The organism is Streptococcus mitis bv. 2 str. SK95, from assembly GCF_000222705.1.
In the GTDB taxonomy this organism is placed as follows: Bacteria; Bacillota; Bacilli; order Lactobacillales; family Streptococcaceae; genus Streptococcus; species Streptococcus mitis_AY.
This window is the reverse complement of the sequence record NZ_AFUB01000062.1, coordinates 1-22171: the sequence shown is the minus strand read 5'-3', so window position 1 is coordinate 22171 and position 22171 is coordinate 1. Positions and strand designations below refer to the sequence as shown.

Sequence of the window (22171 nt, the reverse complement as noted above, 5' to 3'; positions counted from 1 at the left end):
ATATTGTATCTCAATATGAAAGCCCTGTCAAGAAATATGTGTAAAAATTTTATATATAAAAAACTCCTAGTAAAAACTAGAAGTTTAGAGGCTCTGACATCAGCTATTTCACAGAAATTTATATTTTAAAGATAAGCTAGAATAATGATTTATAATCTAGGATATTATCTCTTATGCCGTCTAGCAAAGGGATAAACTCAGTAAAATCGAATTCTTTATAATTCTTTAGAACATACTTTGAAAAAATATCCTTTCCATAATGATTAGCACCACCATCTTTGGAGAATGTCTTCCCTTTTAAAGTAGGTGCCGAATTTCTAGATAATAATAAGTCTTCAATATCAGAGGAGTACCCATAATTTATATCGGGTGATAGCGGTGTCGCCATTATGTATAAACTTCCCTTTTTTGCAAGCTTTTTAGATGATGTATTTCTTTTGCTATCCAAATTCTTGAAGCTATCTTTTAAATCTTTAGCATGGTTGGCAAATTCAAAAAGTGGATGCCCTGATGGTTCATTATCAAATAAAAACATAGTAGGGTTTTTAGGTTTTCTTGATGTAAATTTAGAAAAATACTCCATATAATTAGGATAAAATAGCTTTTTAGCTTCTTCCGTTTGATATTTAATATCAGAGAAATAACTATACCAAAATGATAATCCACTAGCTCCTTCAGGGATATTAAAAAGGTATTCTATTGTATTGCTACGATTTAGAAATTCAATTTTAAATACAAAATTATTCCTTACTTTTTCAATAAGTTCCGGATACTTTTGATAAAGTTTTTTTAAAGCCGCTTTAATATATCGGGGATCAGTCTTTCCCTCTGTGATAATTACAGGTTTATCATTACCGAAAAAATATTTATAAAATAAAAATTTTTTATACTCTTTTTCTCTAGAATTAAATAGAGACATGTATATTTTCTTTTGTTCCTTACCTATGCTATAAAATTCTTTAGGTAAATTATCTGTATTATGTTTTGTATTATCGAATAATTTTTTTCGTAAATCTTTATTATAAAAGATATATTTCCAATAATATTTCGATTCAGATTTTTTTGATGAATTTCTTCCTAATAAATATTTTTGTGAATCTAGATTATTTTGTATCAGGGATTTTTTATAAAGTAAGTAGTTGTTGTATTGATCTATTTGAAAAATAAAAGCAAATCGTCCCGTTAGTTGATTGAGCGTTCCTGTTTTTTTATCTATTTCAAAGGCTCCATCTTTGTATAATTGAAAGGCCATTGCACGAGTATTTTTTACGTATTCTCTTTTTACATTTATTTTTTTGTTAACAACTAGCCCAGTAACTTCTTGGCGTTGCATGTTATTACTCAATCTTGTTTTTTGGGGATTGATTTCAAAACCGGATGAGACGATTACCTCCTCTAATTCAGTTAAAAAGTTATCTAACTCTTTGCTTGCCCTCAATTTATTAGAGTTTAATTCACGATTTGTCGAAAAAGTCATATCATCGGCATATCTAGAATATGTAAAACGATATTTTTTAGCAATTTTGACAATCCGATAATCTAAAATTCTAGTAATTAAATTTGTGATGATGGGAGAAGACGGTGCTCCTTGTGGTAACTTACCTTGATAACATGCAATTTGTGCAATTACTGTAGCAATTTCTGGTGAAACAGCAAAATCTTTATCTTTTATAAAGAAGCCTCTTACTCTTCCAAAATTAAAAGAATCAAAAAAGTTTTTCAAGTCAATGTTCAGAATGTATTTCTTGTTTCGATGCATCTGAGAGTTGGTAATAATGCTTTTCCCCTTTTCAAATGCATGAGACAGAACAGGTGTTTTAAAGTTCTTGTCCTTAGATTTAGATTCTACGCTTTCAAGGTGACACTCCCATAAAACATCAGCTAATTTTTTCTGAAGAAATTTTAGCTCCTTTTTAGGTGCATGTATAACTCTCTCCCCACCATTTTTTTTAGGTATTGTGAAAGAGTTGTACAAATTATCGGTTTTTATAATGTACAATAAATAGTTAATGTATCTGGCGTTTTTAAAACCAAGAAGCCTTGCAAAGTCATTCTTGGTTTTGGTTTCTAATCGATTTAATTTAGTCATTATCTTATCCTTAATAAAAAAGCGCATGAAAACTCTTATGCGAACGACAGTATAGAAATCTTCCTTCAGCAGAGATAAAACATACTGCAACTTTTTCCAGAAGAAACTTAATTGTCTTAGTTTTGGGATTACTGGAGTGAGCTGAACACTCTAGTAACATTTTTGTTAATACTTGCGAACACACAAGTCAAAAATCTAATCATGCGCAACTTTATTCTATCACAAAATAACCTGTTAATCTAGAATTAAGACATCTTAGACTATAAATTTTTATCAACATCTCAAAAAGCCAGACAGAGTCTGGCTTTGCATTGTTTATATCTGAGAAGTGTTTTAGAATAATTAAAGGATCTTATCCGCGCGATCTACCATAAAGAGTGAGATAGTCATGATGATATCGATGGCTAGTAGGGCAAGGACAGCTGGAATCCAAGATTGGAAAAGTTCAAAACTATAACCAAATAAGGTAGGACCAAAGGCCGCTAAGATGTAGCCTCCTGTTTGCGCCAGTCCTGATAGCTGAGCCGTCTTTTCAGGAGAACTGGTTTTAAGAGAGAAGCAAACCATAAGGTAGGGAAAGAGGGCACTGCAGGCTGTTCCAATCAAGAGATGGACGACTAACCAGTAGAGGAAATTATTGGTTGGATACAAGAGCATGGCAATTCCTGTCATACCAGCGATAGAGATAATGGTTAGCATGATTCGACGGTGGCCGTCTGACAGATGAGTCGTCAGACTTGGAACAGTCATTGAAAAAGGAATGCTGATCAGCGAGAAGATAGAAGCCAGAAGAGCTGCATCGCTATTAGAAAGACCAGCACTAACAGCCATAGTTGGCAACCAGGTCATACTTGTATAAAAGAGTAAGGACTGAAGTCCGCCAAAGATAATGATAGCCCAGACATCTTTACTTTTTAGAATACTCTCTTTGACTTGCTTTTCTTTTTGGCTTTCTAGGTGGTGGTTGTGGCGATGATTTGGCAACCAGACTAGCAGAGTGACCAGACAGAGAAAGCTGAGAACGAGGATGAGGCCCTTCCAAGAACTAGCTTGGGTGATAGGGACGGATAGATAAGAAGCGATGGCCGTTGAAATCCCCATGGCAGTGACATAGAGCGTTGTTAGGAGACTGATTTTTTGAGGCTGATTTGCTTGGATCATACTTGGGAGGAGTACATTGAAAATGGCGATGCTCGCTCCGATGATCAGGGTTCCTAGATAGAGAAGGGGAAGATTGAAGATACGAATGGCGGAGCCAACAGTTAAGAGGAGAAGACAGTAAGTAAAGAGATGTTCCAACCCGATTTTTTGTGCCAAGCGGCTTGCAAAAGCAGAGAAAAGAGCAAACATCAAGAGAGGGAGACTGGTTAAAATCCCAAGAGAGCTAACCTCCACTCCTAGTCCCTGAGCAATATTTCCTAAAATGGTTGGAAGAGCAGTAAAAGGAGATCGCAAAACGGTCCCGATTAAGACAATTCCTAGAACAAAAAAGAGCGATTGTTTTTTCATAAAAACCTCGATAGGATGATTTTAATAACAGCTTATTTTAAGGTTTTTTTCTTACAATGTCAAGAAGAGGACTGCTAAGAAAGCTAGAACGATTTAACTGAAAATAGAGTGAAAGGGGACGGATTTCTTTACCAGAATTTTTCTTGATTTGAGATAAAAATAGGAAACTAGGAAATTTTGTGATAAAATAGTGGAAGGAAATCTATAAATTGGAGAAAAACTGTGTCTGAAAAGCAAAAAATCAGCGTCTTGATGTCGGTCTATGTAAAGGAAAATCCGACATTTTTGAGAGATGCTATCAAGAGTATTCAAAACCAGACCTTGAAACCAAGTGAGCTTGTTCTTGTTGAGGACGGGCCTCTCACGCCCGAACTCTATCAGGTGCTAGATGAAGTGGAAGCGCAGTCAGAGATTCCAGTTAAGCGTTGCCCCTTAGAAGAAAATCAAGGTTTAGGTTTGGCTCTTCGATACGGTGTTTTACAGTGTCAGTACGATATCATCGCTCGCATGGATACAGATGATATAGCTGTTCTGGATCGTTTTGAGAAACAGCTTCAACTAATGGAGAAAGAAGATCTCGATCTCTTAGGCGGGCATATCGCAGAGTTCATTGACAATCCTGACGAGATTGTTTCTTACCGTCGTGTTCCTACTCAGCACGCAGACATTGTGGCTTATCAGAGAATGAGAAGCGCTTTTAACCATATGACAGTCATGTTTAAAAAGGACATGGTCCTCAAGGCGGGCAACTACGAAGATGGCCTTTACATGGAGGATGACCTCCTTTGGCTCAATATGATTGCTGCAGGTGCCAAGACTGGGAACCTAGCTCAAATCTTGTGTAAGGTTCGTGTCGGTGCAGGGATGTTTGAGCGTCGAGGTGGCTTGCGTTACCTTAAACTCTATCGTCAAGCTCGCCAACGGATGCTTGAGCGAGGGCAAATTTCTTACATGGAATATGCTAAAAGTGTAGCCATTCAGGCCATTGTTGCACTTTGTCCAGGCTTTGTACGTCAGTTTATTTTTGTAAAATTATTAAGAAAAAATAAATAGTATTGTAAAAGATAAAATAGCCAAAAAATGTTATAATAACAATATATTTAAATTCTTTTAAGAAAGAGTAAATTCCTATGAATAAAAAACTAACAGATTATGTAATTGATCTGGTTGAAATTTTAAATAAACAGCAAAAGCAGGTGTTCTGGGGTGTATTTGATATTATTAGTATGGTGGTTTCCATCATCGTGTCTTACATTCTCTTTTATGGCTTGATTAACCCAGCGCCTGTGGACTATGTTATCTATACTGGTTTGGCTTTCCTATTCTATCAAATCATGATTGGATTTTGGGGGCTCAATGCGAGTATTAGTCGCTATAGTAAAATCACAGATTTCTTAAAAATCTTTTTTGGGGTGACCGTCAGTAGCGTTGTCTCCTATGGACTTTGCTATGCCTTTCTCCCGCTATTTTCTATCCGTTTCATCGTGCTCTTTATCTTGTTGAGTACCTTCCTCATCTTGCTTCCTCGTATTACTTGGCAGTTGATTTATTCCAAACGCAAGCAAGGTAGTGGAGATGGCGAACACCGTCGTACCTTCTTGATTGGTGCTGGTGATGGTGGTGCCCTCTTTATGAATAGCTACCAACACCCAACTAGTGACCTCGAGTTAGTGGGGATTTTGGACAACGATGAAAAGAAAAAAGGGCAAAAACTAGGTGGAATCCCAGTTTTGGGCTCTTATGATAATCTGCCTGAATTGGCCAAACGCCACCAAATCGAGCGCGTCATCGTAGCCATCCCTTCGCTTGATCCGTCAGAGTACGAACGTATCCTGCAGATGTGTAATAAACTCGGCATCAAATGTTACAAGATGCCCAAGGTTGAAACAGTTGTTCAGGGACTTCACCAACCAGGTAGCGGCTTCCAGAAAATTGACATTACAGACCTTTTGGGCCGTCAGGAAATCCGTCTTGACGAATCCCGTCTTGGTGCAGAGCTTACAGGCAAGACCATCTTGGTGACAGGAGCCGGCGGTTCGATTGGCTCAGAGATTTGTCGTCAGGTCAGTCGCTTTAATCCTGAACGCGTGATTTTGCTGGGGCATGGTGAAAATTCCATCTATCTCGTTTATCATGAATTGATCCGAACATTCCAAGGAATTGATTATGTTCCTGTTATTGCAGATATTCAGGACTATGACCGTCTCTTGCAGGTGTTTGAGCAATACAAACCAGCCATCGTCTACCATGCTGCGGCCCATAAGCACGTTCCGATGATGGAACGCAATCCAAAAGAAGCCTTCAAGAACAATATCCTCGGAACCTACAATGTTGCCAAGGCTGTTGATGCAGCCAAAGTACCTAAGATGGTCATGATTTCGACTGACAAGGCGGTCAATCCACCCAATGTTATGGGTGCAACCAAGCGCGTGGCAGAGTTGATTGTCACTGGCTTTAACCAACGTAGCAAATCAACCTACTGTGCAGTTCGTTTTGGAAATGTTCTTGGTAGCCGTGGTAGTGTGATTCCTGTCTTTGAACGTCAAATTGCTGAAGGTGGTCCGGTAACGGTGACAGACTTCCGTATGACGCGTTACTTCATGACCATTCCAGAGGCTAGCCGTCTGGTAATCCATGCTGGCGCTTATGCCAAGGACGGAGAAGTCTTTATCCTCGATATGGGCAAACCAGTTAAGATCTATGACTTGGCTAAGAAAATGGTGCTTCTAAGCGGGCACACGGAAAGTGAAATTCCAATCGTTGAAGTCGGTATTCGTCCGGGTGAAAAACTCTATGAGGAACTCTTGGTTTCGACCGAATTGGTTGATAACCAAGTCATGGACAAGATTTTCGTTGGTAAGGTAAATGTCATGCCACTAGAAGCCATCAATCAGAAAATTGAGGAGTTCCGTTCACTCAGTGGAGATGAGCTTAAAGAAGCGATCATTTCCTTTGCAAATGAAACAACTCATATTGAGTAAGAGTTACTCATGCAATTAATCATAAATCAAAGACCAAGGTTTTGTATAGACAGAACCTTGGTCTTTTTACTCTGTAGTTTGAAGCTATTAGCTTGTTATAGCTGACTGATGATATCATCGATTGTATGGGCAATCCAGTCAGGTTGATAGCTGAGCAAATCAGCCTCTTCTCCAAATCCCCAAGTAACAGCGAACTTTTTAATGCCAGTTTCTTGAGCTCCGATCATATCAAACTTGGTGTCTCCGATGATGAGGACTCGGTCTACAGGGAGTAGATGTGTCTGCAAGGCATAACGGATGACATCCGCCTTATGAGGTGTTTCAGGACTAGAACCATAAATGCCATCAAAGAAATGATGGATTCCCAGATTTTTAGTCATATCATGAGCAGTAGGAGTATTCTTTGTAGTGGTGATATAGAGAGGATAGGTTTGCGAGAGCTTTTGGAGTAATTCCGTTATTCGGGGGAAGAGTTGGGCTTCGTGGATTCCTTTTTTCTTGTAGTAAGAACGGTAGGTTTGAACAGCTTCCGAGATTTGCTCCTTTGGGAGACAAGTTGCAAAACTAGTTTCAAGCGGTGGACCCATGAAACCACGAATGGTTTTAGCATCAGGAGTCGGAACTCCCAGTTGTTTAAAGGTATGGGTAAAGGAATTGTGGATCCCGATAGAACTGTCGACCAGGGTTCCGTCTAGATCAAAAAAGATTGCTGAGATAGAGGGCATAGTTTCTCCTAATAGATATAGATGAGTTTATTCGCCGAAGATTTCTTTTTGTAGGCGGCGGCCAGTAGGGGTGGCAGCGAGTCCACCCTCAGCTGTTTCACGAAAGGCAGTTGGAAGGCTCGATCCGACCTGATACATGGCATCGACAACTTCATCGACAGGGATCTTAGATTCGATACCTGCCAAGGCCATATCAGCCGCGATAAAGGCAAAGCTGGCTCCCATGGCATTTCGTTTGACACAAGGAACTTCAACTAAACCAGCAACAGGGTCACAGATGAGGCCCAGCATATTTTTAATGACAAAGGCGATGGCTTGGCTAGCCTGATAGGGGGTTCCACCTGCAGCCAAGGTCAAGGCTGCGGCACTCATGGCAGAGGCAGAGCCAACTTCGGCCTGGCAGCCACCCTCAGCACCTGAGATAGAAGCGTTGTTTGCGATAACCAATCCAAAGGCACCCGCAGCAAAGAGGAAATCGAGCTGATCTTCATGGCTGAGGTCAAGTTTTTGAATAGCTGCAGTGAGAACGGCTGGCAAACAACCAGCACTTCCTGCGGTTGGAGTGGCACAGACCAAGCCCATTTTAGCGTTGTGTTCATTAACCGCGATGGCATTACGGGCTGCTGATAGGATGGTAAAGTCTGACAAGGCCTTGCCACTTTTGAGATGGCGATCTAGCTTGGCCGCATCTCCACCCGTTAGGCCACTGCGGGATTTGTTTTCACTAAGGCCAAGCTCGACAGAGGCTTTCATAACTTCTAGATTGCGCTCCATGAGGAGGAGAACTTCATCTCGGCATCGGCCGGTCAGTTCATATTCTGTCGCAATCATGAGTTCTGCGACATTTCCTTGGAAATCTAGATCCGCCTGCTCGACCAATTCTTTGATAGAATAAAACATGTTTCCTCCTACTTAAAGAAATTGACATTGTGGAGATGAGGGATTTTTCGGATTTCTTCAATCGCCTCTTCACAACTTCGACTATCGACTTCGATGATCATGATGGCTTTTTCTCCAGCTTTTTCCCGAGTCACATTCATCTGGGCGATGTTAATATCAAAACGAGAGAGGGCTTCTGTAACATGGGCAATCATTCCCGGAATATCCTGATGCACGATGATGATGGTCGGGGTATTCATGTTGAGAGAGACAGCAAAGCCGTTAAGTTCCGTAACTTGGATATTTCCCCCACCAATGGAAATTCCTGTCACACTAATGGACTTATGGTCATTCTTTACAGTGATTTTAGTGGTGTTAGGGTGAGGTGCGTTGCTGTCTTTCTGAATGGTCCAGACAATCTTGATACCACGTTTATGGGCAATCTCGAGACTATTTGGAATGTCAGGATCATCTGTATCCATGCCTAAAATACCAGCGACGAGAGCAAGGTCCGTTCCATGACCACGGTAGGTCTTGGCAAATGAGTTAAATAATTGGAATTCCACCTCTGTCGGTCTATCACCAAAGATAGAAGACACGATTTTTCCAATACGAACCGCACCGGCTGTATGGCTACTTGATGGGCCAATCATGACGGGTCCGATAATATCAAAGACAGATTGAAAACGAAGTGAGTGCATCTGTTTCCCCTTACAAAGATTCTTGTTTCTATTATATCAAAGAATGAAGTTCTGTGCTTATTTCCCTTATAAAACTGAAAAAATGGATAAAAATGGTATAAAATCTTGTCTTTTATGACAAAAATATCAATGTTTCAGTAAATATAAAATATTTTTGTAATATTTCTACACGAAACCGTCAAGAAACGGTAATATTCAAACGGTATGATAGAAGCATAGTAAAAAGGAGAATTTTTAGAAATGACATTAACAACTAAACAAATTAAATTAACTCTTGCAGGAGCAGCAACTTTCCTTGCTTTCCTTGCACCATCACTTGCTTTTGCGGATGAAACAGTCACTTATACAGTGAAACCAGGTGACACTCTTTCAGAAATCGCTGAGAAGTACAACACTACTGTTGAAAAATTAGCAGAAAAAAACAAGATAGAGGATATCCATCTGATCTTTGTGGACCAAGTTTTGGTCATCGAAGGAACAGCTCCAGCTGCGACAACTTATGAAGCACCAGCTGCAACAGGAGAAACAATCGAAGAGACTACGACTTACGAAGAAATAACTGAAACAACAACTTACGAAGCACCAGCTGCTACAACAAGCACTTCTTATGAAGAAGAAAGCTACACAGCTTCAACTGTAAGTGGTTCTGAAGCAGAAGCCAAAGAGTGGATCGCTCAAAAAGAATCAGGTGGTAGCTACACAGCTACAAACGGACGTTATATCGGACGTTACCAATTGACAGATTCATACCTGAACGGTGACTACTCAGCAGAAAACCAAGAACGTGTAGCAGATGCCTACGTTGCAGGACGTTACGGTTCATGGACTGCTGCTAAAAACTTCTGGCTTAACAACGGTTGGTATTAAGAACTAGGGAAAGAGCTTTGAATGGCTCTTTTTTCTTATATTTCGAGAAACCTGTTCACTCCTTGTAGACAATATGACATAATTTTCTCAAAAAAAGTAGTATAATGTTTTTATAGAATATAAATAGTGGTGGTTAGTATGCATGCATTATTAGCAACAAGATTAAAAAATAAGCGAAGAGAGCTGGGCTGGTCGCAAAAAGAGTTGGCTGAAGGAATTTGCCAACAAACTCAGATAAGTCGAATGGAACAAGGCAAATATATGCCAGGAGCAGATTTGTTATATAAATTATCTGAAAAAATGGGCTTAAATATGGACTATTTCTTTTCAGGAGAAATTTCGAAAGAGTTTCTAGGCTTGTCTGCTTTCAAGAGATTGTCTGAAACATTGTTAGAAAATCAAGATTATGCCTCTTTGAAATATGCTTTTGAGGGAGAAAGAAAGCAACAGATTTCCTTATCTTTTGATGAAAAGATTTATCTGGACTGGATAGATGCTGTTCTAACCTATCAATGTGAACATCAATTAAAACTAGCTATTTCAAAAATAGAGAACATCCTCAGTAGGATTAGTATTGATAAAGTAGACTACTTGTATATTTTGAATACCCTGCTGATTTTCTTAGGCTATGATGAGGATAAGGAGAAATTTGAGCAACTATATAATCAGGTTTCCATAGCTCTTTCAAAAATCGATACCAGTGTGCGTGAACAAATTGAGTTATATATCAAAATAAAATACAATTATTGTTACCACCTTTGGAAACAGGAAGAGATGGACAAGTCCAGAGCGCTATTATTAGAGACAATTGAATTTTGTAACAAGTATCGTAGTAGTTTTAGGTTAGCAGATTTATATTGTTTGTTGGGAAATATAACAGAAAATCTTGATATCTCTGTTGCTAAGGACTATTATATAAAAGCTAAGGTGCTCTATCTAATTGAAAATAATGAAGTTATGGCACTCAAGGTAGAACAATATCTGATGGATAAGAAGTCAGAGAATGTATAAGGATGGCAGAAGCTATCTTTTTTATACGTAAAACATAACTATAATTCTTTTTTTAAAAAATATTTAGATTTTTACTTAAATTGCTTGACAGTTTATATATGTTGATTTATAATATAGGTGAAAGAAGGTGGCAAGATGGGAAGATTAAAATTCGAATATTTGAAAGCGCTGTCTATATTACTTGTTGTGCTAATTCTACTGAGCAATAGTCGAAGTTTTATTAGTACTACTCTAGTTGCTCAAGGTATTGATACAGGAGCGTACTATTCTCCCAGTTAAGGGTAAGTTCGTTGTTTAAAATGAAATGAGATAGAAGGAAGGTGAGTCCAATGGACTTCGATGTTTACAAATGAATCAATTCATCTGTTTCTGTGAAACAGCTAAAGATATAAGATGTGAGGAAAATATCATGAAAAAATTAGTAAAAATTGGTGTCGCAACCGTAATGGCATGTGGTTTGCTTGCTACGACAAATGTTTTGGCAGTATGGGTAGGTGGTGGTCAATGGAACTATGGAGTAGGTTGGACAGGAACTTTTGGATATTCTGATTATTTACATCCTACTCGATCTCATACAGCAACAGTCCGACATGGTGGTAGAATCTCTAAGGATCGTGAAGCTCCCGGGGTTTGGGCTCAAGCTTCCCTTACTAAAATTCCGCCAACAGGATTAGAATATTTCTATGGATTTTAAGTGAAATTTTCCCTCTCCTGTTAGGAGAGGGAGAACTTTATTGGAGGTATCTTTATGAAAAAAATCAGTAATTTCTGTATGTTACTCCTGCTTCTGTGTACCACTTTTTTTGTTTTTAATGTAAACTACACACGAGAAGTAGTTCGGATTCAGGAAATGGGAAAGACAGCGAGTTCTTTGGATGTATACTTGAAAGATGTCAATGAACCTGCAGAATCTGTTCTTCGATTTTTTGAGGATGTATCAAAGGAGTACAAAGTCTCCATCATCAAAACAGACAGTGGTGATGAGGTGATCAAGTCTGGTGTTTTTGATAAAGATACCTTCCCCTACCAAGAGTTTGGACTTTCTTCCCTTGATTTTACCACAGATGGTGAGGGAGTTTACAGTAATAAAGAAATTTCCAATAAACTTGGTACGATTCCGACCTTTCTAAAAGCCAAACCTATTCAGCTTATGACTTTTCAAACCTACATCAAGGATACATCTCGTAGTTTAAATGGTCGCTATACGATAACTTCTACACAAGAGATCGACAAGGATGGGATTGTAAAGAAATGGAGCGATTTTTTCAAGACAGATCAGGCTACCTTGCTAGAGCCGACCTACAAAAGTGCAGTGGAAGTCATAAATCGAGACTTGCTTTTATCTGCTATTGTTTTTGCCTTGGCTATTTTGCTTCTTGTCTTAGTAACAGTGTATCAGCCAATGATGGAGATGAAAAGAGTTGGGGTACAAAAATTACTTGGTTTTCAAGATCGGGCTGTTTTAGCTGATGTTGTGAAAGGCAACCTCTACCTCCTCCTAGGTGGGGCGCTTGTGATCAATCTAGGAGTGTTTTTCTTGCTTGATTATAAGCCGAAAGATTTGTTCCCTATGCTGTGGTTGTCTCATTTTTTGCTTTTGCAGCTTTATCTCTTTATCAGTTGGTTGACTTATCTCTTAATTCAAAAAATGACAATCAGCTCTCTGCTGAAAGGTTTTTCATCTTTCAAATTTGGTCTACTCTTTAATTATTTGATGAAAATAGGAACCACCATTTTACTGACAGTCTTGCTAGTTGGGGTGGGGAAAAGTTTGGAACAAGAAAACAAAGAGTTGGATTACCAGAAACAGTGGATCAGTCAAGGAAATTATCTGACCTTAGAAACTTTCCAACTCAATGATAACTTGTGGCAAGAGCAGTTGGCAGGCTCAGGGAAGGCATTGGATTATTTCTATCGATTTTATCAGGATTTGGTAGAAAAAACGCAGGCGGGCTATGTGCAAACTAGTAACCTGCCTATCAAAAATTTTGCCACTGCAGAACAAGTGCAGCAGTATCAACTGACTGATATGCTAACTGTTTACTATGCCAATCGCAATTTTCTAAAGAGCAAGGGATTCAAGCTACCAGATACCGGCACTAAAAAAGTTATTTTGATGCCAGCAAGTACGAAAGGTGAAGAAGATAAAAATCAGCTCTTGGGGAAGTTAATTGCCTATCATTCGATGAAGTATGAAGAGCAGCAAAAACGAAGGATAGAGGAGATGGATGTCGAGATTGCCTATTATGAAGGTGATTGGTCATTCTTCCCCTATAACGAGAAGCGAAAGGAAAATCTCTATAATCCAATTATTAGCCTGGTCAATGATTCTGATATGATGTGGGATGAAAAAGCCTCCCTGTCAACAACAGGTTTAAATAATCCCATTAAAATCGAAAATACGGTTCAACATCAAAAGGAGATTACAGAGTTAGTTGAGAAATTGTCAGATGGAAATTATTTAAAATTTTCATCTATTCAAGCCATTCAACAAGGGAAGGTGGATAGTTATCAAGATGCTGTTCGGAATTTTAACCTACTCTTTGCTTTGTTTGGTCTCCTTAGCATGATGATTTCTTACTTCTTACTAGTAACAACTTTCTTATTGAAGCGAACAGATATCATTACCAAGAAGTTTATGGGGTGGAAATTGATAGATCGGTATCATTCCTTGCTGGGTCTCCTATTAGCCGTTTATAGCCTTCCTTTTATGGTTTTGTTATTCTTTGCTCATGCTCTTTTTCCGCTCCTACTTTTTGCAGGATTTACAGGCTTAGATATTTTGTTTGTACTTTTATTGGGTTCTAAGATGGAAAAACGAAATGTAGCGCAGTTATTGAAAGGGGACATCTTATGATAAAGTTGGAAAATGTTACGAAAACCATTGGGAAAAAAGTTATTTTGGAGAACTTATCTCTAAAGATTAACCAAGGGGATTTAGTTGCGATAGTTGGAAAGAGTGGTAGTGGCAAGTCAACCTTGTTAAATCTCTTGGGTTTGATAGATGGTGATTACAGTGGACATTATGAAATTTTTGGTCAGCAAAATGTATCTATCAATTCTGTTAAGTCGCAAGCGATTATCCGCGAACACATTTCCTATCTTTTTCAAAATTTTGCTCTGATTGATAATGAAACAGTAGAGTATAATCTCATGCTTGCTCTAAAGTATGTGAAATTGTCCAAGAAGGATAAAGTTAAAAGGATAGAAGAAATTTTAGAGAGGGTGGGATTATCATCAACTCTGCATCAAAAGGTTTCAGAGTTATCTGGAGGGGAACAGCAGCGAATCGCAGTTGCTAGAGCTATTTTAAAACCCAGTCAGCTCCTTTTAGCAGATGAACCAACCGGTTCTCTAGATCCTGAAAATCGAGATTTGGTTTTAAACTTTCTCTTAGACATGAACAAGGAAGGGAAAACGGTCATTATCGTTACCCACGATGCCTATGTGGCTCAACAATGCCATCGAGTCATTGAATTGTGAAAGAGAATGTAGGGAGTTCGTTTATCTCTCTGTCGTCTGACATTTAATAGAGTGATTATATTTTTCCAAAAAATGAATAGTATAAATACGCTTAGGAATAACATTTTTATGTAATTTCCCTAAGCTTTTTTGTTTAAAATGGAATAAAATTCAGTTTTGGCTTGACAAATGTTTTTGAGAAGTGTATTATTTATACAATTAAAAAGTATAAAAATAAGAGGAGGTTTTCTATGAATAAAGTGAAGAAGGTGTTGATGGCGATGTTTAGTTTGCTTATGTTTCCCTTATTGTTTGCTTGTAGTAACAGTCAGTCCCAAGGTGTTGAAGCCATTAAAGCTAAAGGAAAATTGGTGGTGGCCCTAAATCCAGAGTTTGCTCCATTTGAATACCAGAAATTGGTCGATGGAAAAAATCAGATTGTAGGTTCAGATGTTGAACTAGCCAAAGCCATCGCAAAGGAGCTAGGTGTGGAAGTGGAGTTCTCTCCAATGAGTTTTGACAATGTACTGGCTAGTCTTGATTCAGGCAAGGCCGATCTCGCCATATCAGGTGTTTCTAAAACGGAGGAGAGAAGTCAAGTTTACGATTTTTCAATTCCCTACTACACTTCGAAAAATAAGGTTATCGTAAGAAAATCTGAATTAACGAATTACCAATCAGTCAAGGATTTGGCTCAGAAAAAGGTTGGAGCGCAGAAAGGTTCTATCCAGGAGACTTTGGTCAAAGAAACTTTGCAGAATTCTTCTCTCGTTTCACTTCCTAAAAATGGAAATTTGATAACAGATTTGAAATCAGGGCAACTGGATGCTCTTATCTTTGAGGAACCAGTGGCGAAAGGATTTGTAGAGAATAATCCAGACCTAGCCATCGCTGAGTTTGATGTTGACAATGACAAAGAAGATTCCTACGCTGTTGCGATGAAAAAAGACAGTAAAGAATTAAAAGAGGCGGTTGACAAAACCATCCAGAAGTTGAAGGATTCTGGGGAGTTGGACAAATTGATTGACGATGCTTTTAAAGCCTCTATCGAAAAATAGAAAGAAGGAAGAGAAATGAGTAAGGAAAAAGTTATTTTAGCCTATTCAGGTGGATTGGATACATCAGTTGCGATTACATGGTTAAAAAAAGACTATGATGTGATTGCTGTTTGTATGGATGTGGGTGAGGGAAAAGATTTGGAGTTCATCCACGATAAAGCTCTCAAGGTTGGGGCTGTAGAGTCTTATGTCATTGATGTTAAGGAAGAATTTGCTAATGACTATGTTTTAGTGGCCCTTCAGGCTCATGCCTACTATGAACAAAAGTACCCCTTAGTATCTGCTCTGAGTCGCCCTCTTATTTCAAAAAAACTCGTTGAAATAGCTCATCAGACGGGGGCAACCACAATTGCTCATGGTTGCACAGGTAAGGGAAACGACCAAGTTCGGTTTGAAGTCTCTATTGCAGCTTTGGATCCCAATTTAAAGGTAGTTGCACCTGTTCGTGAGTGGAAATGGTCTCGTGAAGAAGAAATCCAATATGCCAAGGAAAACGGCGTTCCAGTTCCAGCTGACCTTGACAATCCTTACTCTATTGACCAAAATCTTTGGGGACGTGCAAATGAATGTGGTGTCTTGGAAAATCCTTGGAACCAAGCGCCAGAAGAAGCGTTTGGAATCACATCTTCTCCAGAAGAGGCACCAGACAGTCCAGAATTTATTGACATTGAGTTTAGTTGCGGGGCGCCCATATCCCTCAATGGAGAGAAGATGAAAGTGGCGGATTTGATTCAAAAGCTAAATGAAATTGCGGGCAAACACGGTGTTGGTCGTATTGACCATGTGGAAAATCGCCTAGTCGGTATTAAGTCAAGAGAGATTTATGAGTGCCCAGGTGCTGTGACTTTATTGGCAGCTCATAAGGAGATTGAGGACTTGACTCTTGTGAGAGAAGTGGCTCATTTCAAACCTATTATCGAAAATGAGTTGTCCAATCTCATCTATAATGCCTTGTGGTTTAGCCCAGCAACTCAGGCTTTGATAGCCTATATCAAGGAGACACAGAAAGTTGTCAATGGAACTGCAAAAGTTAAACTCTATAAGGGGAACGCTCAGGTAGTGGCTCGGAAATCTCCAAATTCTCTTTACGATGAAAATTTGGCGACTTATACTAGTGCGGATACTTTTGACCAAGATGCGGCTGTTGGATTTATCAAGCTTTGGGGGCTTCCGACTAAGGTTTATTCAGAAGTTCAGAAAAATGTAGAGTAGTGACGCGATAGAAAGGGACGACAGGATATGTCGAAAAATACAAAATTATGGGGTGGTCGATTTGAAGGCGCTGTGGAAGATTGGGTAGAACAGTTCGGTGCGAGTATTTCCTTTGACCACCAGCTGGCAAAATTTGATTTAATGGGTTCCTTAGCTCATGTTCAAATGCTAGGACAGACTGGCATTTTAAGCTTGGAAGAGGCAGAGCAGATCCAAGATGGTCTGAAAGCTTTGTTGCGAGATTTAGAGGCAGGAGAGCTTCATTTTGATATTGCAAATGAAGATATTCATATGAACATGGAAGTGTTGCTGACAGAGAAAATCGGTCCTCTGGCTGGAAAACTACATACGGCTCGTTCTCGGAATGACCAAGTCGCAACGGATATGCACTTATATCTAAAGGAGCAGCTTGGCCATGTCTTGGATAAGTTGGCGAATCTGAACAGTGTTTTGCTGGATTTGGCTGAAAAACATGTGGAAACCATCATGCCAGGCTATACCCATTTGCAACACGCCCAACCGATTAGCTTTGCCCACCATCTCATGGCTTATTACAATATGTTCCAAAGGGACAGCGAGCGATTCGCATTTAACTTGAAACATACGGACCTATCTCCACTGGGTGCGGCTGCCTTAGCGGGGACAACTTTTCCAATCAATCGTCAATTATCGAGTGATTTATTGGGCTTCCAACAACCCTATACCAATTCCTTGGATGCCGTGAGTGACCGTGATTTTATCTTGGAATTCCTGTCAAATGCTAGCATTTTGATGATGCATATGAGTCGTTTTTGTGAGGAAATCATCAATTGGTGCAGTTTTGAGTATCAATACATTAGCTTGTCTGATAGCTTTTCAACAGGTTCATCTATCATGCCCCAGAAGAAAAATCCTGATATGGCCGAATTGATTCGAGGGAAGACAGGACGGGTTTACGGGCACTTACTTGGACTATTGACTGTCATGAAGTCTTTGCCTCTGGCCTATAATAAGGATTTGCAAGAGGACAAGGAAGGCCTGTTTGATACAGTAGACACGATTTTAAATTCTCTGGATGTGTTAGCAGGTATGCTATCGAGCATGCAGGTTAATAAGGCCAAAATGCAGCAATCTACAGAGAATGATTTTTCGAATGCGACCGAACTGGCAGATTATTTGGCAGAAAAAGGCCTCCCCTTTAGAGAAGCGCATGAAATTGTAGGGAAATTGGTTCTAGACTCTATCAAGCATGGTAAAAACATCCAAGATTGGGATTTGAAGGAGTTGCAAGTCTACCATCCCTTGATTGAAGAGGATATTTATATCTACTTGCGTCCGGAGACTGCTGTTCAGAGACGGAATTCCATAGGAGGGACCGGCTTTGAGCAAGTGAAATACCAGATAGAACAAGCGAAGAAAGAACTTAAAGGGGAAAATTGATTCGTTTGCAAAGTATGAAAGAGAGGCTGAGATGATTTATCAGCCTCTTTCTTGTCTTCTCCAACCAAGCATGTTATAATGAAAACTGCTCAAGCGACCTTCAATCGTTAAAGCACACACGACCTTCAATCGTGAATAAACGAATAGATGGGAGACTTACCATGAGTGATAACTCTAAAACACGTGTTGTTGTGGGGATGAGTGGTGGTGTTGATTCGTCGGTGACAGCTCTCTTGCTTAAAGAGCAGGGCTACGATGTGATCGGTATCTTCATGAAGAACTGGGACGACACAGATGAAAACGGCGTCTGTACGGCGACCGAAGATTACAAAGATGTGGCTGCGGTGGCAGACCAGATCGGCATCCCCTACTACTCTGTCAATTTTGAAAAAGAGTACTGGGACCGCGTTTTTGAGTATTTCCTAGCGGAATACCGTGCAGGGCGCACGCCAAATCCAGATGTTATGTGCAACAAGGAAATCAAGTTCAAGGCCTTTTTGGACTATGCCATGACCTTGGGGGCAGACTATGTGGCAACTGGGCACTATGCCCGTGTGTCGCGTGATGAGGATGGCATTGTTCACATGCTTCGTGGCGTGGACAATGGCAAGGATCAGACCTATTTCCTCAGCCAACTTTCGCAAGAACAACTTCAAAAAACCATGTTCCCATTGGGACATTTGGAAAAGCCTGAAGTACGAAAACTAGCAGAAGAAGCAGGCCTTGCGACTGCCAAGAAGAAAGACTCGACAGGGATTTGCTTTATCGGAGAAAAGAACTTTAAAAACTTCCTCAGTAACTACCTGCCAGCTCAGCCTGGTCGCATGATGACTGTGGATGGACGCGATATGGGCGAGCATGCAGGCCTTATGTATTATACAATCGGTCAGCGTGGCGGACTTGGTATCGGTGGCCAACATGGCGGTGACAATGCTCCTTGGTTCGTTGTCGGAAAAGATCTCAGCAAGAATATCCTCTATGTCGGCCAAGGTTTCTATCATGACTCGCTCATGTCAACAAGCCTAGAAGCCAGTCAAGTTCACTTTACTCGTGACATGCCAGAGGAATTTACGCTAGAATGTACGGCTAAATTCCGCTACCGTCAGCCTGATTCTAAGGTGACAGTACATGTCAAAGGAGACAAGGCAGAAGTCATCTTTGCGGAACCGCAGCGCGCGATCACACCAGGACAGGCGGTTGTTTTTTACGATGGCGAAGAGTGTCTAGGTGGCGGTTTGATTGACAATGCCTACCGCGATGGACAAGTTTGTCAGTACATTTAGATTGACAAATTTTCTCAATTTGCTACAATAATAAAAGCAATAGAAATGATGGTCAAAGCTCATGGATGTTGCAGGCTTTTTTGTCCTGCACTTCTTTGGAGTTTTGACTGTTTTTGTGTCGTTTAAGGGAAAGGACAAGAATGACTCAGCAAGACTTTCGGACAAAAGTAGGAAATACAGTTTTTGGTGTTCGGGCGACAGCCTTGATCCTCAAAAATCGCAAGCTCCTAGTTACCAAAGATAAGGGCAAGTATTACACTATTGGCGGTGCGATTCAAGTCAATGAAAGAACGGAAGACGCAGTAGTCCGCGAAGTGAGGGAAGAACTGGGTGTCAAAGCTCAAGCTGGGCAGCTAGCTTTCGTGGTTGAAAATCGTTTTGAACAGGACGGTGTTTCCTATCACAACATCGAGTTTCATTATTTGGTAGACTTGCTCGAAGATGCCCCATTGACCATGCAGGAAGATGAGAAATCGCAGCCCTGTGAGTGGATTGACTTGGACCAGCTCCAGGATTTCCAACTAGTCCCAGCCTTTTTAAAAACAGCCTTACCAGATTGGGAAGGCCAACTAAGACACATTCATCTTGAGGAATAGGAGAGAAAATGATGGTTAAGCTTATTGCCCATGTACTTGTTCATAGTGGTAGTGATTATTTGCTCATTCAGCGTTCGGAAATTAAAAGAGGACAACCCAACGTTTATCCAACTTACTGGGATATTCCTGGTGGCGGGGTTGAAAAGGGTGAACTTCCGCGAGATGGAGCTCTTAGAGAATGTATTGAAGAAGCGGGAGTTAGGCTAGATAGCAGTTCGCTCAAACTTCTTCACGAAGATAGTCAACTGGATACCTCTAAGGATACTGTCTTTACTCGCTTAGTTTATAAAGCAGAGTGGGTTGGGGAGAAGCCAATTATCAGATTAGATCCTGAAGAGCATACGCACTTTAAATGGGTTACTATGGCTCAAGCTCTAGAGGAGGAGAAGTTAGTTCCTTATTTACGAGAAATTTTTGAAAGGTTAAGAAATGACTTATAATTTTACGGAAGAATACGATATTATTGTAATCGGTGCGGGGCACGCGGGGGTAGAAGCATCCCTAGCAGCTAGCCGTATGGGCTGTAAGGTCTTGCTTGCGACCATCAACATTGAAATGCTGGCTTTCATGCCTTGTAACCCTTCTATCGGTGGTTCTGCCAAGGGGATTGTTGTGCGTGAAGTCGATGCCCTTGGTGGTGAAATGGCTAAAACCATTGACAAGACTTACATCCAGATGAAGATGCTCAACACTGGGAAGGGGCCAGCCGTTCGTGCCCTCCGTGCGCAGGCTGACAAGGAACTTTACTCTAAGGAGATGCGCAAGACGGTTGAAAATCAAGAAAATCTGACCCTTCGTCAGACCATGATTGATGAGATTTTGGTGGAAGATGGCAAGGTTGTCGGTGTGCGTACAGCGACCCATCAAGAGTATGCTGCAAAGGCCGTTATCGTGACGACAGGGACGGCCCTCCGTGGGGAAATTATCATCGGAGATCTCAAGTACTCATCAGGTCCTAACCACAGCCTAGCTTCGATTAACCTAGCTGATAATCTCAAGGAATTGGGCCTCGAAATCGGTCGTTTCAAGACAGGAACCCCTCCACGTGTCAAGGCTTCTTCTATCAATTACGATGTGACAGAAATTCAGCCAGGAGACGAAGCGCCTAATCACTTCTCATACACTTCACGTGATGAGGATTATGTCAAGGATCAGGTGCCATGCTGGTTGACCTATACCAATGGTACCAGTCATGAGATTATCCAAAATAACCTCCACCGTGCACCTATGTTTACAGGTGTGGTCAAGGGAGTGGGACCTCGTTACTGCCCGTCGATTGAGGACAAGATTGTGCGCTTTGCGGACAAGGAACGCCACCAACTTTTCCTTGAGCCAGAAGGGCGCAATACAGAAGAAGTCTATGTTCAAGGTCTTTCAACCAGTCTACCTGAGGATGTCCAACGTGACTTGGTTCATTCCATCAAAGGGTTGGAAAATGCTGAAATGATGCGAACAGGTTATGCCATCGAGTATGACATGGTCTTACCTCATCAGTTGCGTGCAACACTTGAAACCAAGAAAATCTCAGGACTCTTCACAGCTGGTCAGACAAATGGAACGTCAGGTTACGAAGAAGCTGCTGGCCAAGGGATTATCGCTGGTATCAATGCGGCTTTGAAAATCCAAGGCAAGCCTGAATTGATTTTGAAGCGCAGTGACGGTTATATCGGGGTAATGATTGACGACTTGGTGACCAAGGGAACCATTGAACCCTACCGTCTCTTGACCAGTCGAGCTGAATATCGTCTCATCCTCCGTCATGACAATGCCGACATGCGTTTGACCGAGATGGGTCGTGAGATTGGGCTTGTTGACGATGAACGCTGGGCTCGTTTTGAAATCAAGAAACATCAATTTGAAAATGAGATGCAGCGCTTAGATAGCATCAAACTCAAGCCAGTCAAGGAAACCAATGCCAAGGTTGCTGAAATGGGCTTCAAACCTCTGACAGACGCCGTGACAGCCAAGGAATTCCTTCGTCGCCCAGAAGTGTCTTATCAAGATGTCGTAAACTTTATCGGTCCTGCCGCTGAGGACTTGGATGACAAGATCATTGAATTGATTGAAACAGAGATCAAGTACGAAGGCTATATTTCCAAAGCCATGGATCAGGTTGCTAAGATGAAACGCATGGAAGAAAAACGCATTCCTTCTAACATCGACTGGGATGATATTGACTCGATTGCGACAGAAGCTCGCCAGAAGTTCAAACTCATCAATCCGGAAACCATCGGCCAAGCTAGCCGTATTTCGGGAGTAAACCCAGCAGATATTTCCATTTTGATGGTCTATCTTGAGGGTAAAAATCGTAGTATTTCTAAAAATCAAGAAAAGAAAGCATAGAGAAAAACAGCTCCGAAGACGGGGCTGTTTTGTTGA

19 protein-coding genes are annotated in these 22171 nt (G+C 40.5%); 14 read left to right on the top strand and 5 right to left on the bottom strand.

Annotated features, from left to right (window positions below; all coding sequences use genetic code 11):
- Positions 1–136: 136 nt before the first annotated feature.
- Positions 137–2089 (bottom strand): retron Ec67 family RNA-directed DNA polymerase/endonuclease, encoded by a 1953-nt coding sequence (locus HMPREF9965_RS11910; protein WP_025170878.1) that lies wholly within the window; start codon positions 2087–2089, stop codon positions 137–139.
- Between the two features lie 342 nt (positions 2090–2431).
- Entirely contained in the window at positions 2432–3598 is a 1167-nt protein-coding gene (locus tag HMPREF9965_RS11905) for a CynX/NimT family MFS transporter (RefSeq protein ID WP_000744875.1), read from the bottom strand.
- A 222-nt stretch (positions 3599–3820) separates the two neighbouring features.
- Between HMPREF9965_RS11905 and HMPREF9965_RS11900 the strand changes: the two genes are divergently transcribed.
- Complete coding sequence (locus HMPREF9965_RS11900; protein ID WP_001291465.1) at positions 3821–4651, top strand: glycosyltransferase; 831 nt, start codon at positions 3821–3823, stop codon at positions 4649–4651.
- Between the two features lie 77 nt (positions 4652–4728).
- Positions 4729–6579, top strand: a complete 1851-nt coding sequence (locus HMPREF9965_RS11895; RefSeq protein ID WP_001035731.1) for a nucleoside-diphosphate sugar epimerase/dehydratase — start codon at positions 4729–4731, stop codon at positions 6577–6579.
- Positions 6580–6674: 95 nt separating this feature from the next.
- Here the strand turns inward: HMPREF9965_RS11895 and HMPREF9965_RS11890 are convergent, their stop codons facing one another.
- Genes HMPREF9965_RS11890 through sdaAB form a run of 3 tightly spaced genes read right to left on the bottom strand, consistent with a single transcriptional unit; the run spans position 6675 to position 8884 of the window.
- Entirely contained in the window at positions 6675–7304 is a 630-nt protein-coding gene (locus HMPREF9965_RS11890) for an HAD hydrolase-like protein (protein ID WP_001139317.1), read from the bottom strand.
- A gap of 27 nt (positions 7305–7331) precedes the next feature.
- Positions 7332–8204, bottom strand: coding sequence for an L-serine ammonia-lyase, iron-sulfur-dependent, subunit alpha (sdaAA, locus tag HMPREF9965_RS11885; protein ID WP_000500024.1), 873 nt, complete (start codon positions 8202–8204; stop codon positions 7332–7334).
- Positions 8205–8212: 8 nt separating this feature from the next.
- On the bottom strand, positions 8213–8884 hold the full coding sequence (gene sdaAB / locus HMPREF9965_RS11880) for an L-serine ammonia-lyase, iron-sulfur-dependent subunit beta (RefSeq protein WP_000555874.1): 672 nt from the start codon (positions 8882–8884) through the stop codon (positions 8213–8215).
- A 240-nt stretch (positions 8885–9124) separates the two neighbouring features.
- Here sdaAB and HMPREF9965_RS11875 point away from each other — a divergent pair, with 240 nt between their 5' ends.
- The 12 genes from HMPREF9965_RS11875 to mnmG all read left to right on the top strand — a co-directional run bounded on the left by HMPREF9965_RS11875 (position 9125) and on the right by mnmG (position 22135).
- Positions 9125–9751 (top strand): LysM peptidoglycan-binding domain-containing protein, encoded by a 627-nt coding sequence (locus HMPREF9965_RS11875; protein ID WP_000176936.1) that lies wholly within the window; start codon positions 9125–9127, stop codon positions 9749–9751.
- Positions 9752–9889: 138 nt separating this feature from the next.
- Positions 9890–10762: a helix-turn-helix domain-containing protein gene (locus HMPREF9965_RS11870; RefSeq protein WP_000543080.1), complete on the top strand. Its 873-nt coding sequence runs from the start codon at positions 9890–9892 to the stop codon at positions 10760–10762.
- 409 nt (positions 10763–11171) lie between these two features.
- Complete coding sequence (locus tag HMPREF9965_RS11865) at positions 11172–11456, top strand: lactococcin 972 family bacteriocin (protein WP_000737527.1); 285 nt, start codon at positions 11172–11174, stop codon at positions 11454–11456.
- Between the two features lie 54 nt (positions 11457–11510).
- Positions 11511–13619, top strand: a complete 2109-nt coding sequence (locus HMPREF9965_RS11860) for a bacteriocin-associated integral membrane family protein (protein WP_000724249.1) — start codon at positions 11511–11513, stop codon at positions 13617–13619.
- Positions 13616–14245 (top strand): ABC transporter ATP-binding protein, encoded by a 630-nt coding sequence (locus tag HMPREF9965_RS11855; RefSeq protein ID WP_000593114.1) that lies wholly within the window; start codon positions 13616–13618, stop codon positions 14243–14245. The genes HMPREF9965_RS11860 and HMPREF9965_RS11855 overlap by 4 nt, the downstream gene beginning before the upstream one ends.
- Positions 14246–14475: 230 nt before the next feature.
- Positions 14476–15282, top strand: coding sequence for an ABC transporter substrate-binding protein (locus HMPREF9965_RS11850; protein WP_001045244.1), 807 nt, complete (start codon positions 14476–14478; stop codon positions 15280–15282).
- Positions 15283–15297: 15 nt separating this feature from the next.
- Complete coding sequence (locus HMPREF9965_RS11845; protein ID WP_000031901.1) at positions 15298–16494, top strand: argininosuccinate synthase; 1197 nt, start codon at positions 15298–15300, stop codon at positions 16492–16494.
- 27 nt (positions 16495–16521) lie between these two features.
- On the top strand, positions 16522–17913 hold the full coding sequence (gene argH / locus HMPREF9965_RS11840) for an argininosuccinate lyase (RefSeq protein WP_000042240.1): 1392 nt from the start codon (positions 16522–16524) through the stop codon (positions 17911–17913).
- A 161-nt stretch (positions 17914–18074) separates the two neighbouring features.
- On the top strand, positions 18075–19196 hold the full coding sequence (mnmA, locus tag HMPREF9965_RS11835) for a tRNA 2-thiouridine(34) synthase MnmA (protein WP_001282956.1): 1122 nt from the start codon (positions 18075–18077) through the stop codon (positions 19194–19196).
- 140 nt (positions 19197–19336) lie between these two features.
- Positions 19337–19792, top strand: a complete 456-nt coding sequence (locus tag HMPREF9965_RS11830; protein ID WP_000193646.1) for an NUDIX hydrolase — start codon at positions 19337–19339, stop codon at positions 19790–19792.
- An 8-nt stretch (positions 19793–19800) separates the two neighbouring features.
- The gene (locus tag HMPREF9965_RS11825) at positions 19801–20232 is read left to right on the top strand and encodes an NUDIX hydrolase (protein WP_000989473.1); all 432 of its coding nucleotides are present in this window, start codon (positions 19801–19803) and stop codon (positions 20230–20232) included.
- Positions 20222–22135 (top strand): tRNA uridine-5-carboxymethylaminomethyl(34) synthesis enzyme MnmG, encoded by a 1914-nt coding sequence (gene mnmG, locus HMPREF9965_RS11820; protein WP_000221900.1) that lies wholly within the window; start codon positions 20222–20224, stop codon positions 22133–22135. Before HMPREF9965_RS11825 ends, mnmG begins: the two co-directional genes overlap by 11 nt.
- Positions 22136–22171 lie beyond the last annotated feature (36 nt).

Bases quoted from the DNA above. Each gene is read 5' to 3' on its own strand.
- HMPREF9965_RS11910 (WP_025170878.1), bottom strand. From the start codon at position 2,089: ATGACTAAATTAAATCGATTAGAAACCAAAACCAAGAATGACTTTGCA.
- HMPREF9965_RS11905 (WP_000744875.1), bottom strand. From the start codon at position 3,598: ATGAAAAAACAATCGCTCTTTTTTGTTCTAGGAATTGTCTTAATCGGG.
- HMPREF9965_RS11895 (WP_001035731.1), top strand. From the start codon at position 4,729: ATGAATAAAAAACTAACAGATTATGTAATTGATCTGGTTGAAATTTTA.
- HMPREF9965_RS11890 (WP_001139317.1), bottom strand. From the start codon at position 7,304: ATGCCCTCTATCTCAGCAATCTTTTTTGATCTAGACGGAACCCTGGTC.
- sdaAA (WP_000500024.1), bottom strand. From the start codon at position 8,204: ATGTTTTATTCTATCAAAGAATTGGTCGAGCAGGCGGATCTAGATTTC.
- sdaAB (WP_000555874.1), bottom strand. From the start codon at position 8,884: ATGCACTCACTTCGTTTTCAATCTGTCTTTGATATTATCGGACCCGTC.
- HMPREF9965_RS11875 (WP_000176936.1), top strand. From the start codon at position 9,125: ATGACATTAACAACTAAACAAATTAAATTAACTCTTGCAGGAGCAGCA.
- HMPREF9965_RS11870 (WP_000543080.1), top strand. From the start codon at position 9,890: ATGCATGCATTATTAGCAACAAGATTAAAAAATAAGCGAAGAGAGCTG.
- HMPREF9965_RS11865 (WP_000737527.1), top strand. From the start codon at position 11,172: ATGAAAAAATTAGTAAAAATTGGTGTCGCAACCGTAATGGCATGTGGT.
- HMPREF9965_RS11860 (WP_000724249.1), top strand. From the start codon at position 11,511: ATGAAAAAAATCAGTAATTTCTGTATGTTACTCCTGCTTCTGTGTACC.
- HMPREF9965_RS11855 (WP_000593114.1), top strand. From the start codon at position 13,616: ATGATAAAGTTGGAAAATGTTACGAAAACCATTGGGAAAAAAGTTATT.
- HMPREF9965_RS11850 (WP_001045244.1), top strand. From the start codon at position 14,476: ATGAATAAAGTGAAGAAGGTGTTGATGGCGATGTTTAGTTTGCTTATG.
- HMPREF9965_RS11845 (WP_000031901.1), top strand. From the start codon at position 15,298: ATGAGTAAGGAAAAAGTTATTTTAGCCTATTCAGGTGGATTGGATACA.
- argH (WP_000042240.1), top strand. From the start codon at position 16,522: ATGTCGAAAAATACAAAATTATGGGGTGGTCGATTTGAAGGCGCTGTG.
- mnmA (WP_001282956.1), top strand. From the start codon at position 18,075: ATGAGTGATAACTCTAAAACACGTGTTGTTGTGGGGATGAGTGGTGGT.
- HMPREF9965_RS11830 (WP_000193646.1), top strand. From the start codon at position 19,337: ATGACTCAGCAAGACTTTCGGACAAAAGTAGGAAATACAGTTTTTGGT.
- HMPREF9965_RS11825 (WP_000989473.1), top strand. From the start codon at position 19,801: ATGATGGTTAAGCTTATTGCCCATGTACTTGTTCATAGTGGTAGTGAT.
- mnmG (WP_000221900.1), top strand. From the start codon at position 20,222: ATGACTTATAATTTTACGGAAGAATACGATATTATTGTAATCGGTGCG.